The 17880-nt window shown below is 38.1% G+C and carries 10 protein-coding genes and 1 pseudogene; 4 read left to right on the top strand and 7 right to left on the bottom strand.

Features of this window, described 5'->3' with window-relative positions; all coding sequences use genetic code 11:
* Positions 1 to 3: 3 nt before the first annotated feature.
* Complete coding sequence (locus IPL24_09065; protein ID MBK8363819.1) at positions 4 to 369, top strand: DUF3127 domain-containing protein; 366 nt, start codon at positions 4 to 6, stop codon at positions 367 to 369.
* A gap of 107 nt (positions 370 to 476) precedes the next feature.
* Here IPL24_09065 and IPL24_09060 read toward each other — a convergent pair whose 3' ends face one another.
* Positions 477 to 989 carry a peptidylprolyl isomerase gene (locus IPL24_09060; GenBank protein ID MBK8363818.1) on the bottom strand — a complete coding sequence of 171 codons (513 nt, stop codon included), beginning with the start codon at positions 987 to 989 and terminating at the stop codon, positions 477 to 479.
* Between the two features lie 82 nt (positions 990 to 1071).
* On the opposite strand from IPL24_09060, the gene IPL24_09055 reads away from it, so the two are divergent.
* Positions 1072 to 2082, top strand: a complete 1011-nt coding sequence (locus IPL24_09055; GenBank protein ID MBK8363817.1) for a metal-dependent hydrolase — start codon at positions 1072 to 1074, stop codon at positions 2080 to 2082.
* A gap of 96 nt (positions 2083 to 2178) precedes the next feature.
* On the opposite strand, the gene IPL24_09050 is transcribed toward IPL24_09055, so the two are convergent.
* The 5 genes and pseudogenes from IPL24_09050 to IPL24_09030 all read right to left on the bottom strand — a co-directional run bounded on the left by IPL24_09050 (position 2179) and on the right by IPL24_09030 (position 13893).
* A complete protein-coding gene (locus IPL24_09050) occupies positions 2179 to 8997 on the bottom strand; it encodes a PKD domain-containing protein (GenBank protein MBK8363816.1) in 6819 nt (2272 codons plus the stop codon).
* Positions 8998 to 9295: 298 nt separating this feature from the next.
* Positions 9296 to 10060, bottom strand: a complete 765-nt coding sequence (locus tag IPL24_09045) for a (Fe-S)-binding protein (GenBank protein ID MBK8363815.1) — start codon at positions 10058 to 10060, stop codon at positions 9296 to 9298.
* Positions 10061 to 10170: 110 nt separating this feature from the next.
* Positions 10171 to 11475 (bottom strand): annotated as a pseudogene (locus IPL24_09040) ((Fe-S)-binding protein).
* Between the two features lie 88 nt (positions 11476 to 11563).
* Positions 11564 to 12514 carry an MCE family protein gene (locus IPL24_09035; protein ID MBK8363814.1) on the bottom strand — a complete coding sequence of 317 codons (951 nt, stop codon included), beginning with the start codon at positions 12512 to 12514 and terminating at the stop codon, positions 11564 to 11566.
* 167 nt (positions 12515 to 12681) lie between these two features.
* Positions 12682 to 13893 (bottom strand): N-acetylmuramoyl-L-alanine amidase, encoded by a 1212-nt coding sequence (locus IPL24_09030; GenBank protein MBK8363813.1) that lies wholly within the window; start codon positions 13891 to 13893, stop codon positions 12682 to 12684.
* Positions 13894 to 13906: 13 nt separating this feature from the next.
* Here IPL24_09030 and IPL24_09025 point away from each other — a divergent pair, with 13 nt between their 5' ends.
* Positions 13907 to 16450, top strand: a complete 2544-nt coding sequence (locus tag IPL24_09025; protein ID MBK8363812.1) for an LPS-assembly protein LptD — start codon at positions 13907 to 13909, stop codon at positions 16448 to 16450.
* Positions 16451 to 16483: 33 nt separating this feature from the next.
* On the opposite strand, the gene IPL24_09020 is transcribed toward IPL24_09025, so the two are convergent.
* Positions 16484 to 17002 (bottom strand): GNAT family N-acetyltransferase, encoded by a 519-nt coding sequence (locus IPL24_09020; protein MBK8363811.1) that lies wholly within the window; start codon positions 17000 to 17002, stop codon positions 16484 to 16486.
* Between the two features lie 113 nt (positions 17003 to 17115).
* Between IPL24_09020 and IPL24_09015 the strand changes: the two genes are divergently transcribed.
* The gene (locus IPL24_09015; GenBank protein MBK8363810.1) at positions 17116 to 17874 is read left to right on the top strand and encodes a toxin-antitoxin system YwqK family antitoxin; all 759 of its coding nucleotides are present in this window, start codon (positions 17116 to 17118) and stop codon (positions 17872 to 17874) included.
* Positions 17875 to 17880: the final 6 nt, after the last annotated feature.

Raw genomic sequence — 17880 nt, 5'->3', positions numbered from 1 at the left:
AACATGCAAATCACAGGAATACTTAAAGTAAAAAAAGAAGAACAGGTTGTTAACGACCGTTTTAAGAAGAAAGAATTCGTATTGACTGATAATTCATCGCAATACCCACAACATATCAGCTTTCAGTTGACACAAGACCGTTGTGGATTGTTAGATGGAGTTCAGAATGGCGAAACGATCACTGTACATTTTAATCTACGTGGAAGAGAATGGACAAGTCCTCAAGGTGAAATAAAATATTTCAACACACTTGAAGCCTGGAAGATCGACCGTAATGGTGCATCTACAACAAGCGGCGGAAGTATGGATCAATCAGTTCCAGAATATTTTGATCAGGCTCCTTCAGGGAAGGATGATCTGCCGTTTTAAGTTTTAAGTTCAAAGTTCAAAGTTCAAAGTTCAAAGTTCAAAGTTTGCTTCGTAGTCACCTACGGAGCCAACTTTGAACTTTGAACTTTGAACATTAAACGTATTTATTAATGTCCATGCTCATCTCCATGATGCACATGTCCATGAGAGACTTCTTCTTCAGTAGCTTCGCGCACTTCGATAATTTCTCCTGTGAAATGTAGTTCATGTCCGGCAAGAGGATGATTGAAATCCATCTTTACAGCTTTGTCATCATAAGAAATAACTTTTCCATTCAGAACATTTCCGGAATTATCACTCATCGGTAAAACATTTCCGATCTTCAGTAAATTCAAATCAATCACATTATCCACTTTGAAGATATCAATTGGGAGATCAATGATTGCCGATGCATCATTTTCTCCATAACCGTCTTCCGGATTAATTGTGAAACCGAAAGAATCTCCGGTTGATTTACCTGAGAGGCCTTTTTCAAAACCCGGTATCATCATTCCTGCGCCATAAATAAAGCGTAGCGGATTGCTTTTATCAGCAGTTTCCACATGAGCTTTTTCAGTTGTTGGCAAATTCGAGTGAAGCTGATATGTCACAGTCACTACTTTGTTGTTTCCTACCTCCATTTGATAAATTTTCGGCGAAGTTACGTTTTAATGCTTTTCAAAACTCTACTTTTGCCAACAAATTAACACAGAAGGCAGAACAATGGATTCATTGACACACACGGTTATTGGGGCTTGTATCGGAGATGCAATTGCAGGTAAAAAAATCGGTAAAAAAGCAATGCTTTGGGGAGCAATTGCAAATAATATCCCTGATATTGATGTGATTACATCTCTTTACATGAACCAGGCCGACTCACTTTTAGCCCATAGAGGATTCACCCATTCCATATTGTTCGCCCTGCTTTTGAGTCCTCTGCTTGCCTTCCTGTTTTCAAGATACAACCGGAGTGCTACAATGCTTTTCAAAGACTGGCTATTGATTTTCGGATCAGGAAATTTCATACATATCATAATTGACTCCTTTACGTGCTACGGTACCGGCTGGCTTGAACCTTTCGATCATTTACGAGTAAGTTTCAATTTACTTTTCGTTGCTGATCCTTTCTTTACAATTGCATTACTGGTCTCTTCAATAGCTTTGTTGATCCTGAAAAATGATAATCCCGCCAGAGATAAATGGACGAAAGGAGCATTTATCATTTGTGGTATGTATCTGATAATGGCAGTATGTGATAAAATATATATTCATTCAAATACAGAAAAACAACTTGCAAAGCAGGGATTGAATACATCAGATTATTTCACTACACCTACTCCACTGAATAATTTTCTCTGGTATCTCGTTGCAAAAACAGACAGTGGATTTTACACAGGTTATAAATCTGTTTTTGATAAAACAGGTGATGTAAAATTTATTTTTCACGCACAGAATGAAGGTATATTAAAAAATCTTCCTGAAGATGAAAGTATAGAGAAATTAAAACGTTTTGCGAAAGGTTACTACGTTATCGATTCAATCAAGGGTGAGGTTTATTTCAGCGACATTCGTTTTGGTCAGACCTCCGGCTGGGACAATTACGAATCCAATTTTGTTTTCCGCTTCATGCTTGGTGAAGATGCTAACAATGATATGGTAATTCAACGTGGACGGATTGAAGGGTCCGGGAAGAAGGCTTTGAAGGCGCTTTGGGAAAGGATGTGGGGGGAATAGGTTTATTTAAGTGAAAAGTGAAAAGTGAAAAGTGAAAAATCGCTTCGTAGTCACCTACGAAGCAATTTTTCACTTTTCACTTTTCGTTTTTCACTTTTAATTTCCGGCTACCTTAACAACTTTCCTGGTAACCAAATCCTCTCCTATTAAAAGATGAACGAGGTAAACGCCTTCTGCATTTCCTTTGAAGGTATATTTATGAACTCCGGCAGTTTGGATTTCGTCGAGTACGAGATTACGAATTAATTTTCCGGTAATGTCTGTGATCTGAAGAGTAACTTTTTTTCCTCCGATGACTGAATAGTTAATCGATACTTCGTCACTGAAAGGATTCGGCGAAATGACAAGATTTTCTTCCGAAAGTAATTCTTCAACACCAATCACTCCAATTTCCAGAGTATCATACTTTGTAACAGTACATGAACCGTTTTGAACTGTCAATGCCACAATGTAAATTCCATTTGAAGCATATGCATGTGTTGGATTTTGCAATCCTGCAAAATAACCATCACCAAAGTCCCAGTTGAATGAAGTTGCACCTGCTGAAATACCATTGAATTGCAACATCTGGTTTGGCATTCTTGTTCCGGTGATGCTGATCGCAACAGGTGTTACCTGAACAGTTACACTTGAAACATAAGAATCAGTTCCATAAGGATTTGTTACAGTTAATGTGACGTTATAAGTTCCCGATGCTGAATAATAATGAACAGCATTTTGTGCTGTAGAAGTGTTGCCATCACCGAAGTCCCATGACCATGCTGTCGGATAATTCAACGAACTATCTGAAAAATGCACTTCACCTGAGCAAGATCCTATAACTGAGGCCACATAGTCTGCAATTGGCGGAACTGTATTCGGCAATAAAGTAATTGTGTAATCTTCGGTTTGTCCGTATTGTATATTTGTACATGGCACAGGTGTGGCATTTGTATAATAGTCAGACATAATTCGCATTCTTAATGGTGAATTAATTACAGCATTTGATGGTACGGTTACGAAACCAAAATGGTTTGTCAATACATTCAGAGATTCGAAGACTTTCTCTGTTGTCTGATTAAACGAACCGTCATTATTATAATCAATGAATGCAACCACATTTTCATTGTACGTTAATCCTGTTGTGATATAAATAGGATATGTACCTGACACATTCAAAGTCGTACCAATTGTACATGAGTAATCAACGTATCCATCAATAGCATCATTGGTTGAATTATTTATCGTATAGAATTCAAAATTTGTAATTCCCATATTGCAACAATAAGCAGTTGTTGCCGGCAAGCATACAGCGGGAAGAGGCCCCCCAACATTTGAGATCAGAACAGATATCGTTATTGAATCACAGCCATAAGAATTACAACTCACCAATTTTACATTATACATACCATTCGCAGTATACACATGTGAAGGATTCTGTAAAGAAGAATTGCCACCATCTCCGAAAGTCCAGCTCCATGAAGTTGGATTATTGAAAGACTCATCCGTGAAATTGACAACACCGGTACACGTACTTACATCGGTGTGTTCAAAATTAGCACAAGGATTAAATCCAACGTTTAAAATTACAGGTACTGAATCCAAAGGATGTAATGGATCATTTGAAGTAACATAGATATAATCTGAATAAGTCCCTCCTGCTAATGAAGAAGAATTCAACGTTACATAGATCAGAATAGAATCAGATGGTGTTACAGTTCCGTCGGCAAGATCGATAGAAAGCCAATCCGGCAGACCGTTTGTATTTGCGAATCTTATTGCATTAGAAATTATATAAGATGTTGCGCTGCTGGTATCATAAAAATCATAACCGACATACATAACTCTTCCACTTCCATAATCGCGATAAGAAACTACATCATATCCATTATAAGATACTAATTCCACTTTATCAGAATTAGTGATATCTAGAAAGAATGTTGAATTTGATACAGGGAAGGTCGCAGGTACATTATCCATATAACTATCTGAAGTATCATTAACGATGCAATTTCCTCCTGAGTTTACATTCCCGACATAAGTTCCGGAGAATAATCCCATGTCAAATACTCTTGTTTGAATACCCGTACCGATAGAACCACAAACAATTACAACCCCACCATTATCAGCAAAATCCTGAACAACTGTTGCAATGGATGAATAGTAACCTGCATTAGTTTCATGCTCCGGGAATAACAACACATCAAAATTTGTCAACAGACTTTGAAGTATTACCGGATCAGAAGTGAAAGTTGAATCAAAAGTATGTCCTGAAAAATGTGATTTGATTGCATTTATTGTATTTGGATATTCTCTTGTCACATCTACACCATACATCATTGACAATATTCTCTTTGAACCGGAACTGCTTCCTCCACCGATCTCGAAATCAAGATCACTTCCTCCGCGATTGATTACCCATAAAGGAATTGTGATCGAGCCACTGCATGCATTTAAATTTGAAGTTATGGTAGCAGGATAAAAATCAATAACAGGAGCTGCACCTGCTGCGCCTGTAAGGCAAATATTCTGAACACCGTCATTAGTATTTAACGTAAGGTTGCCGGAATAACTTCCAATTGATTGCGGATTAAATGTAACGATCAAAGGCGCTGAACCGCCATTTGGAATTGCGAAAGTAGATGGTGAAAATGTAAATGCCGGCTCTGAACTTGAGATCGAAGAAACATTAAGTGTATCACATCCTGTATTGAGAATAATAATTGTATCCCGATCCGTTCCGAATTGCATGATCGTACTGAAAAGTGCACATGAATCAGAAAAAATAACATTAGCAGTTCCCGAAACTGTGAATTGTACCGGATAACTTATTGTTGGATTTGCCGGATCATTTGAAATAATTGAGAACTGTGTATTGTATGTTCCTGCAGGCATTCCTGCTGTGTTAATTGTTACATAAACGATTGTTGATCCACCGACATTTACTGTTCCGGATGTAGGTGAAACGGAAAGGTAATCAGGAAGTCCGGAACTGGTGGTTGCATTTCTCACAGCATTTGACATGATCCTGTCTGCAACAGTATTTGATGAATAGAAATCAAATCCTACATAAATTACTTTTCCCGAGCCAACATTTCTATATGAAACAACATCGTAGCTGTTATAACTGATTAATTCAACCTTATCTGAATTAGTAAAATCATAATAATTCGCAAGATTAGGAGAAGTAAAACTTAATGGAACCTGATCGGTAATGGCATCAGTTGTATCATTCGTTATCAGATTTCCTGAAGTTGTAGATGAAATGTAAAGTCCGGTGAACAGATTCATATCTGATAATCTCAGGTACGAAGTATTCGATGATGATCCACATAAGATCACTGTATTTCCTGCGATTAGAAAATCGTTTACAACATTGGATAAGGCCGGATAGAAGTTGATCGATCCAGTTTCCTGTTCAGGAAATAAGAGTACATTTTTTCCAGTTAGTGCGGACCGTAAGCCTGCAGAATCTGTACCGGTAAATTGTGTAAGTGTATAATTGGAAAATGAACTTCCTATTGCTGCAATCGTATTCGGATATTCTGTTGACATATCAACACCATTGATAAATGCAAGTATGTTGACTGTATCTGTTGGTGAACCTAATCCATCAATTTCAAATTCCATTTGTCCACTACCGGAATTAGAGATCGTGACAGGAATAACGATAGAATCACCACAGGAAAGAGAAGTATTGATTGATCCGGGAGAAACATTTATGGCAGGCGGTAATTGTACATTGATAGTGCCGAACGTTGTATCAATTGTAGAACAGTTAGAAGCAATCAACCTTACCTGATAAGCACCTGAAGCAGTATAAGCATGAGATGGATTTTGTAAAATAGATGTTCCACCATCACCAAAATCCCATTGCCAGTTTGACGGGCCATTTGTTGAATTATCTGTGAATGTAACTGAAGAATTTAACGGTGGTGTAGTTGTGCTGGCCGAATATGATGCCACTACCTGAGCAGAGCTAACAATATTTGAAGCCCAGGAAGCAGAGAAACCCGGTTCAGTTACTGACCCATCTGAATCCCATACAATGTACATTTGTCCTGAAGTTGCAGTCACTGCCGGTGGCGAACTACTTCCACTCAAATTCATCAGCAAAGTACCTGATGTTGAAGAGCCATCATATACACGCAGATAATCATACCCACCTTCAGTAACAAAAGAAGAGAATGTAAGCGTTATACTTATTGCACAGCCCGGATCAATAAGCAATGTACAGAATTCATTATCCTGATACTCTGCTGTCGGACCGCCCGAATCATAAAGTTGTCCGTTGGGCGCGACAGTAGTAGTTATTCCACTGCATAAATTTATCTGACTTACGACATCAATATATGTAAGTTTGGTAATACTGTCATTTCCGAATCCATTTGCAACAACCAATGTTGCCTGATAAGTACCAACAGTACTATAAGTGACTACAGGATTTCTTAGCGTAGAGGAAGACGGCGTACCACCCGGAAAATACCATTGCCAGGAAGTTGGCGCATGAATGCTCATATCAAAAAATGTTGTTGAAGAGCCGGGATTGATCAGAGTATCCTGCGCATAAAAATCTACAACAGGTGCAAGTGTGTTTGGAACGAATGTTACAGTGTAATCTTCCGCTTGACCGTTTTGCAAAGTTGTACACGCTGTGTATGTAGTATTCGTAGAAATATCATCACTCACACGCATTCTTAGCGGTGTATTCAGTACAGCTGTAGTTGGCGTAGAAACAACACCATTATGGTTTCTTACTCTTGACAGAGAAGAAAACGCAAGTTCATTAGTTGCAAAAACACCATCATTATTATAATCGATCCAGGCTTTTACATTTTCAGATGTTGTAGTCGAAGTCAGAACACTTATTGGAACAGCATCACCGGCTGTTAAAGTTGTGTTGTAAGTACATGTAAAATCTTTGTAACCTTCAGTGGCATCATTTGAAGTTGAATTGATCGTACCGAAATGAAATTCGTTGATCCCAATATTACAACAATTAGTAGTGTTACCGGGAGTACAATTTGCAGTGATTGGTCCGCCCCCATTAGAAACATCAATATATGCAGTACGAATAAGTGTATCACTCGTTGAACAGGCAGTTGTGCCCGATGCATAAAGTGTGACCGTAAAACTACCGGCAGTTGTGTAAGTATGAGAAGGGTTAGCAGAAGTGGAAGTTCCACCATCGCCGAAATTCCATAGGTAAGTTGTAGAATTCAAACTTGTATTTACGAAATTCACGGTCGCCGGCATAACACAAAAATCAAGTTGCGGTGCAGAAAATTGAGCGATAACAGCATTTGAAAATACACCACCTACTCCAACTGCATGCCATGCATTTGTAACTTCAATGACTTGAGGAGAACAATTTCCGAAAAGGTCAATCGCAGATTGAATTGCATAAAATCTCGCGTCTGCAAAAGTTGAAGATGGAGTCAGATAAACAGTCAGATTTCTGTAAGCAACAGCACTTGCATCTGTCATACCAATACTGTTTACCGTATAAGCATCAGTATTATCATTCACTCCTGTTCCGCCATTACAAAGTAAGTAATACCAGAAATTCTGCACGCCGCTATCATAATGCACAACGTCTCCAAAATTCCAATAAAGTCCGCCATAAGTATCCGCACACTCATACTGATTCGGATCTCCCATATTCCTGAATGGTGTCAGCGTTACGCTGCATTGTTCACCTTCTAAAAAGTTAGCTGTTGTTGGATTCAAAGCGTGATCAATAGTAACACCCATAACATCACTGAAAGATTCATTCAATGCCCCAGACTCGCCTGAATAAATAAGTCCGGCTGTGAATTCCGTGAGACCGTGAGTGATCTCATGTCCGACAATATCCGTTGTTGTTAAAGGGTTGTAATCAATTCCATCTCCATCACCGTATGTCATCTGAGTTCCATCCCAGAAAGCATTGACAAAACTTGAACCGTAATGAACATAACTCCTGATCTGAAAACCTGCATTGTCAATTGAGTTTCTTCCGAACCTCGATAAATAAAAATCATACGTTGCTTCTGCGCCTGCATGTGCATCATAAGCATATTGATCAATGGTTACTGATTGCCAGTTATTATCTGTATCAGTAAAATCTGTAGCGCCCGGATAATTACTTCCATTATTAAGATTCAAAGTCTGAATACCATTTCCACGACCACTTTCCCTGAGTCTGTACAAATTTGCACTCTGTTGATCTGCTGTGATTGACTGAACTCCGCAGTAAGCCGTATTTGCTGTACCTACAACATCAGCTGTATGGATTCGGTTAACTTGTGAAAGTTCTTCGCCCGTATGTGCATCGATGTAGACCCAGGCACGTTTGTATTCCGGTTCGTAAGCATAGATGTCGAATTTGTAAGCAAGCCGAAAAGTATTTTTGTACGGATAGATCACAAGTTCTCCGCCTCTTTCCATCTCGCCTAGTCCATCATTCTGTTCATCCTTATATAAACTTGCAGGAAAAAAATCCAGAGCAAGATCAAAGGCATGAGACTTTGTTATTCCCGGACTTACATTTAAATTTTTTACGTCATATACTTCTCCATTTCCGGATTGTACCAGGCCGCCTTTAACATGAATATAAAATATTCCGTATTCAACAGGAACTGAATTGTAATATTGTTTGAAACGATTATGTTTCATCTGAATATTATCGTATTCAGATTTCAAAAGTGAAAAAGAATTTCCGGGAGATAATTTCAATACCTTCTCTTCCAGCCAGAATTGTTGTTCCGATTCAGAGAACCGGTCATTGACATTTAACCTTACAAATGAAATTGTTTTTCGATTCTCATCCAGCCGGACAAGATCAGCGCCATGAATTAATTCGGCAGCTTTTGTGTTTTCGAAGATCTGTGCTTTAACATTTAAAACAAAGCAAGTAAAAATAAAAACGAATAATCCTAAGGGAGACTTCTTCATTGAAAATTAGGTTAGTGTTAGTGAGTATTCAAATGTAAAACTATTTCCAAAAACTCAAAGAGATTAGGGTCAGGGTTTTGTAAAAAGGGGGAAATGAGGGTGAATATGGGTTTAATGAGTGTTGAAAATGGAGAATGAATGAAAAATATAACTGAAATTACCTGATCATGGAAATAGAAAGTGTTCAATAAGCATTTTTCGCATTGTTGGACAAACCGCATTGAAAAAATGACATGGAAGCTAATGAATGCAATGTAAGTCTAGAGTAAGAGTAAGTTTAAGAGTAAGCCAATAGCAACTACAAATCCCCCGCCTGCGCAATCAACTCCGCTATATCTAATACCTTAACAGAATCTTCTTTGTTAAAATTCTTCACCCCATCCGTCATCATCGTCATACAAAACGGACAACCAACTGCAATCACATCGGGATTCAAAGCAAGTGCTTCTTCTGTACGGTCGATGTTTACGTCTTTATTTCCTTTTTCAGGTTCTTTAAACATTTGTGCACCACCGGCACCGCAACAAAATCCTTTTGCGCGTGAACGTTTCATTTCAGAAAATGCACCGTCGAGTTTTTCTATTACATTTCGTGGAGCTTCGTAAACATCATTTCCTCTTCCTAAATAACAAGGATCGTGGAATGTAATTTTTTTACCAGCGAATGGTCCGCCACTTACTTTTAATTTCCCTTCGTCGAATAGCGCTTGTATAAGTTGCGAATGATGGACTACTTCATAATTTCCACCGAGATCAGGATATTCATTCTTCAATGTATTAAAACAATGCGGACAAGCAGTAACGATCTTTTTTATTCCATATCCATCGAGCACCTGAATGTTCATCATTGCCTGCATCTGAAAAAGGAATTCATTCCCTGCACGCTTAGCCGGATCACCCGTACAACTTTCTTCCGTTCCCAAAACAGCAAACTTCACTCCGCAATGATGCAATATCTTCGCAACAGCACGAGTGATCTTCTGTGCTCTCTCATCAAAACTGCCGGCACACCCCACCCAGAAAAGTATTTCAGGGCTTTCGTTTCGTGCGGCGTAATCGGCCATTGTTTGTATCTGCATTTTTCTTTCGTAAATAAAATTTGTATTTCAGCCGTACCTCTTTTTCACTTCACTTCACTTCATTTAACTTCATTTCACTTCATTCATTTCATTTTTCAGTTCCCTTCCGTCCACTTCGCCCTATCCGCCTGCGCAAACTGCCACGGCGCGCCATTATTCTCAACTCTTGTAAACATTCCCGCTAATTCAGATGGAACTTTACTTTCTTCCATCACTAAGTAGCGACGCATATCGATGATAATACTTAACGGATCGATGTTCACCGGACAAGCCTGTACGCATGCATTACAACTTGTACATGCCCACAATTCTTCTTCTGTAATGTAACTGAACAATGATTTTTCATCTTTGTGATCAGCGCCATTTTTATCAATTCCTTTTCCAACTTCTTCCAGACGATCACGGGTATCCATCATGATCTTTCGTGGTGATAATAATTTTCCTGTTTGATTCGCAGGACATTCAGCAGTGCATCGCCCGCATTCTGTACACGAATACGCATCCATCAGTTGTTTCCAGCTAAGATCATTAACATCCTTGGCACCAAATTTTTGTGGCATCGACGGAGATGGGTCAGGCAAAACAACAGCTGGATCCATCATTAGCTTCACTTCTCTGGAAACATTTTCCATATCCGTAAACTTGCCTTTCTTTTCCAAGTTACTGTAATACGTATTTGGAAAAGCAAGTAGTATGTGTAAGTGTTTTGAGTATGGCAGATAATTCAGGAATGCTAAAATTCCGATGATATGAAACCACCAGCAAATTCTTTCTATCAGTTCAAGTTAATGATCAGAAAATCCGGCGAAATATCCTGACAAAAAATAACTCACAGGAAATGCTCCTGCCTGAACATAATGTCCTATTCCCCTACCCTGCAAAGCATAATCAGTTGCATTCATAGTAAGAAAAGCAGACATCAATAATATTTCGGTGATAAGGATCAGATTTGCATCCGTGCGCGGCCATGAAGTCAGTTCACGCATTGTAAATCTTTTTATTCTGATAATATTTCTTCTGATCAGAAAAACAACACAAGCAAGTAATACTAACAATGCAAGTATTTCAAAACTGCCTATGAGAAAATCATACAACGGTCCGACGAAACTTAAGATCCTGTGTGTACCGAATAATCCGTCAATAAGAATTTCAAGAACTTCAATATTTATAATTACAAATCCGGCGTAAACAATGATATGTAAAAATCCGGCAATAGGTTTAGTCACCATTTTCGATTGACCCAATGCCACACGGATCATTGTCATCCATCTTTCCCCACTCCGATCAGAGCGATCTATATTCCGCCCCAATCTGATATTGCGGATCAACTTCCTGATATTTTTCGTGAACAGGTAGACTGCTGCAGCGAGGATGAGGGTGAAGAGGAGTTGTGAGAGCATGATTTTGATGTTTGAACGTTCAAGGTTCAAAGTTCAAAGTTGATGCTTCGTAGGATGCCACTTTGAACCTTGAACTTTGAACTTTGAACTACTTTCCAAATGAAATAACCGACACCTTCAAATACTTCCTCGGATTCGCCTGGAAATCTTTAAGCAATGCATCGAGATTGTGGGCTGATGAATTGAGATTATTGTAGAGACTATCGTTGTTTGCAAGCATACCGAGCGAACCTTCGCCTTTGTTTACTTTTTCCAGTAATGCAGAAGTTTGTTCCAGTGTTCTTGAAGTATGATCAACTGCTTCAGCTAATTTTGATTTTGCAAGTGTATCGGAAATAGAACTGAAGTTCGTGATGATCTTTGTAAGACTCTCATTATTGTTTTTCAGATTTGTTGTGATCGACTCAATGTTATCGAAGATAACACGCAGTCGACCTTGCTTGGCAAGAACTGTGTCCATGCTTCCGGCAACATGTTCGATAGAGATCAGAGAGTTGCTGATACTTTCGAACGATCGTCTCAAATTATTTTTTGTATTCTCATTAAAGACAGCCCGAACTGTAAGTAAGATTGAATCGATAGACGAAAGAAGACTTTCTGCTTTTGCTTTTATGGGTGCTACCTGTGCATTTACCTGATCAGAGAGACTAAGTTGAACACCGGCAGATAATGTATCGCCATCTACCATGTCTTCTTTGCTGTCGCCAAATACAAGTCTGACTCCTTTCGAACCTAACAGATCAGTACTGAAAATTTCTGCCTTTGAATTTCTCGGAACGAATACTTTGTTGGTCACATGCATACTAACAATGATCTGACCGTTTGGTTGCAGATCGAGCTGATAGATCATGCCCACTTTCATTCCATTTACCATTACGGGATTTGTGGAAGTAAGTCCTTCAACCTGGTTGTAAACAGCAAAGACTGAACGCTGACGTGTAAAGAAATCAATACCTTTCAGATAATTGACTCCCCAAAACAGGACAGCAATTCCTACAGTCATAATCAATCCTATTCTTACTTCTCTTGAAAACTTCATAAATTTTACCGGCTCTCTATTTATTTTTGATGGCTAAAACAGTGTCTAAAAGTAACTAAAATCCTTTAGTCACGCTCCATTGATGGCATTTACTTCTTTTTGAAATCTCGAATGCTTCTTTGTAACTGATTTTTTTACCATTATAAAAACCAATTACAAAGGCATCTTTAAAGCCTTTTTCTGACGTTCTCTTGTAGTGTAACCGCATCATCAAGTTCCTGAACTTCTCCTGTCGTATATTTGTACGTCTTTCCTTCTTTGGTTTCCCGTATCTCTTTGAGTCCTTTGAATTTAGAACTTGTCTTTGAAATTTTCACAGGGGAAGCATAAAACTGAACTGCCCAGAAAAAATCATTTTCCATTTCAGGGTTTTTAACCTCTATCGGGTCCTGATGAAGAACTGTCTTATCTATTTCTTTCTCAGGCAAAACTTCTGCAGTATCATCAGGAGCTTTAACACTTCCTTCATTTCCTGTTCGGCCTTGTTCTACAGAATTTTTATATGCTTTAAAAGCTTTAAAAATTGCTGTTGCTGTTTCCTCCTGGCCTTTTGCTGAAGCCAGATATTTTTCCTCTTCAGCATTTGACAAGAAACCTGTCTCGATCAAAACGCTGGGCATGGTTGTCTTATACAAAACTAGAAATCCGGCTTGCTTTACTCCGCGACTGGTCCGACCTTTCGCTTTCATTTCCTGCTGAACATGTGATGCCATTTTCAGACTCTGGTCAAGAAATGTATTTTGATATAGTGAAAAAATAATATTTGCTTCCGGGCTATTCGGATCGAAGCCATCGTACTTTTTTGTGTAATCTTTTTCCAGGAGAACAACCTCGTTCTCACGTTTTGCCACTTCCAGGTTCGCTTCCGTCATATGCAATCCCATTACCCATGTTTCAACACCTGAAGTTGCCTGATTACATTCTTCCTTTTTCTTCTTTTTATTGTAGTAACATGCTGAATTGCAATGGATACAAATAAACAGATCTGCTTTTGCGTTGTTGGCGATTGCAGAACGTTCATTTAATTCGATGAAAACATCTGTTTTCCGGGTATAGATGACCTTAACATCCGGAAATTTCTCGGAAATATATTCTCCTAACTTCAAAGCAACCTTTAAGGCTATGTCCTTCTCTTTCGACTTTTTACCCAAACAGCCTGAATCATGTCCACCATGACCGGCATCTATCACGACTTTTGTAATTCCGAAAGGCTTTGTTTTAGGCGGATTGAAGGAACTCAATAGCAGAACCGCAGAAGATAAAACGACGATTCGTAAAAGATAAAAAGGCAGTAGTTTTTTTTTGTTTAGTTTTGGCACCGAAACGCGAGAAAATTGACAGGATTTGTTTTCACAAGTATCTAAAATATCACTCTTCATATTGCTTATTTTAATGCTTCTTTTTCAACAACTTGTTGTTGGTTCAGAGACAGATAATTTAGGTACATCAATTGTGCCCGATAGTACGGTTCAAACCGATACACTTAAGCTCAATGTCAACGATTCAACGGTGATTGCTGTTGATTCATTGCAAACGGATACGACTGCAGAATCTGATGAGGTTATTAAGTCTAAAATCAAATACCATGCGAAAGATTCCATTAGAGTAAACCTTGAAAATGAGATCGTTTACTTGTATGGAGAGGCAACTGTGGATTATGAGGACTTACATCTTGAAGCTGATTATATCGTTATCGATATGCAGAATAAGGAACTATTTGCTGAAGGAACAAAAGACAGTTCCGGAGTTTTAAAGGGCTCTCCAAATTTCTCTCAGGCGGAACAAAAGTTCAGGTCAAATTCCATTCGATATAACTTTCAGACCAAGAAAGGACGGATCAATTATGTAATTACACAGGAAGGCGATGGCTTTATTCATGGAGAAGTTGTGAAAAAAGATCCGGAAAATAATTTTTACATCAAGAATGGTCAGTATACAACTTGTAATCTCGACACACCGCATTTTGCCATTACATCCCGGCGACTGAAGGTGATCAGCAAAAACAAAATCGTAACCGGTCCGGCTTACCTTACAATTGAACAGATCCCTACTCCAATACTTATTCCTTTCGGTTTTTTTCCTAATAAAGTTGGACGAAGTTCAGGAATAATTTTTCCTGCATTCGGTGAATCTGCGCAGCGTGGATTTTATTTTCAGCATCTTGGATATTATTTCGGATTCAGTGATCATTTTGATCTTGCATTGACAAGTGATATTTATACAAAAGGAAGTTACACTCTTGAGGCCACTTCGTCATATAAAAAAAGATACAGATATTCCGGACGGCTGCAATTAACATATGCTTATACAGTTAACAGTGAAGAAGAATTACCTGATTATTCATTGACGAAAGATTATCATGTTAACTGGACTCATATCAAGGATAACAAATCGAGTCCAAACAGTACGTTTTCTGCATCAGTGAATGCCGGAACTTCAAATTATTATAAGAATACGATCAGTAGTGTAAATAATTATTTGTCGAATACACTTCAGTCATCAATTTCCTATTCATATAATTTTCCTGACAAGCCAATGAACCTGAGTGCAGGAATTCAACATTCACAAAATACAATTACAAGAGATATCCGCATCTCTGCTCCTGATTTCAGTTTTAATATTTCCAGAATTTCTCCTTTCAAAAGGAAGAATGCATTCGGTGTTCAGCGCTGGTATGAAAAGATCGGAACGAGTTTATCTTTGAATACGATCAATTACATAGAAACAAAGGACACCTTACTTTTTGCTGAAAATTCATTGACGAATCTGAAGAACGGATTGAGAGCAAGTATTCCACTTTCAACTTCATTCAATGTATTAAAATATATCAACTTCTCACCATCAGTGAATTTTACTGAACGATTATACCTAAAGACAACTCAGTACCGATGGAATACTGAAACAAATTCAGTTGATACTTTCACAGTTGAAAAACCGCAGCATGCTTACGAATACAATGTAAGTGCAGGAATCTCGACGCGGATCTATGGAATGTATCAACTTAGTAAGGGACCGATCACAGCCATCAGACATGTTATGACACCTGCTGCTTCAATAACATATCGCCCTGATTTTGGAGAAGAAAGATATGGTTACTATAAAACAATTCAGACTGATACGGATGGAAATACCAGAACGTATAGTATTTTCCAGAATTCTGTTTATGGCGGTCCTTCGAATGGAAAATTTGCCAACCTCGGATTTTCTCTCGACAATAATCTTGAGATGAAAGTGAAAACGAATTCAGATACCGGTGCAGTAACAAAAAAAGTAAAACTACTTGAAAGTCTACGTTTAGCAGGTGGCTATAATCTTATTGCCGATTCAATGAAACTAAGTGTTTTCAATTTATCAGCCCGTACTACTCTCTTTGACAAAGTTGGAATTAATTTTAACAGCACACTTGATCCATATGCCTACGATTCTGAAAGCAATGACTATGATAAATTTCAATATGAAGTGGATGGTCGTTTGGTGCGATTAACAAGTTCAACCGTGTCAATGAATTTTTCACTTAACAGATCGAAGAAAAAAGAAAACTCAGGAAAATATTCACAGGAAGAAATTGATTACATCAATCAGCATCCTGATGAATTTGTAGATTTCGATATCCCATATAATCTGAGTGTAAGTTACAGTATGAATTATTCTAAACGTGGCGGACTAAATAAAACACTCACACAAAGTGCAAGTTTTAATGGTGACCTCAGTATAACAAGTCAGTGGAAAGTTGGCTTCAATTCCTGGTACGATTTATCTGATGGGCGTTTCACAAACATGAGTCTGAATATCTACCGCGACCTTCACTGCTGGGAAATGCGTATGAACTGGATCCCATTCGGCGGACAAGAGAGTTACAACTTTCAGATCAATGTGAAATCTTCTATTCTTCAGGATTTGAAGTTGCTGAAGAAGAAGGATTTTTATGACAGGTGAGTTAACCAGAACTCTGTCCTGGTTGACGAAATATTAACCAATTTTCTTCTTCATCAAATAGTCCGTATCCACCGCATCTCCCAACTGAAACCCCTTTTCTCCAAAAATAACAAATTCATATTTTTTATAAAAGTTGATTGCTTTGTGGTTATCAATATTTACTCCGAGCCAAAGCCAGGTAAAATTTTCTTCGTTTGAGATTCGCAGACATTCATCCATCAATAATTGTCCGGCTTTCTGTCGTTGATATTTATTGAAAACGTAGATCCGTTCAATTTCAATTGCCGGTTCTCCTTTGAACTCATCATAGGTTCTGTCGCGGCGAATTTTTGCATAACCTATAACTTCATTGCCTATACTTGCAATGAGAAAAGTATTTGCCGGATTTTCAAGATCTGATAAAATAACTTTTGGGTCAAAAGCTTTTTTCAGATACACTGCCATATCCGCAGGAGTATTGACATCCTTCCAGGTTTCGTAGAACGTATCATGTCCAACTTTAGTAATTAGTTTATAGTCTGCGGGCAATGCAATTCTGATGTCAACTTTCATGTTCCAAAGATAGAAATAGTATAAAATCACACCACATTTTTCATATAAACATCATTTTTACACTTGTATTTTTTGCGTCAATAAACCTTATCTTTACACTTCAAAATAATATGATGAAAAGCTATAAAATAGTTTTATTGCTGCTGTTTCCTTTCACAGCATTCGCCCAGATTCCAAAGAGTGATCAGGTAAAGCCATTCAAGGTTGAAGACAACTTTTTGAATGATACTACTTTCGAAAAAGACAATAACGATCCGCAACTAGTTCATATGACGATTAAAAATCCTAAGGGTACTATTGTATCACAAGGCAGTATGAAATCCAACGTTAAAGAAGGTGTCTGGCGGAATTACAGTTCAACCGGATTGATCACTTCTCTCGAAGAATTCAAAAACGGAAAAAAGAATGGTTCGTTATTAAAATTTGGTCCCGGAACAATGATCTCTGTTGATGCAACTTATAAGGATGATTCTCTCCATGGACAAAAAACGACTTATGGTACTAACAATAAAATAAAGTCAGTTGAGAATTACGTGAATGGAATCCTACATGGTAACAGAAAAGCCTATTATGATGATGGAAAACTTCAGGAAGAAGCAACATTTAAGAATGGAAAAAAGGATGGTAAAGCAATCTGGTATTTACAAAACGGACAACCATCAGTTGAATACACTTATTCCGATGGCGTTCTGAACGGTTCAGCAAAAGAATATAATCCGAAAGGTGCAATACTTCGCGAAGGAAAATTTGTCAATGATTCAGAAGAAGGTGAATGGATCCTTCATGAAGACTCAAACGTTACAAAAAAAGTAATTTATAAAAACGGCGAGATCACCAAATCCACCATCATCGCAACACCTAAAATTAAATAAAAAAAA

This window comes from Bacteroidota bacterium (genome assembly GCA_016711505.1).
GTDB lineage: Bacteria > Bacteroidota > Bacteroidia > AKYH767-A > 2013-40CM-41-45 > JADKIH01.
This window is presented reverse-complemented; position numbering and strand designations above follow the sequence as displayed.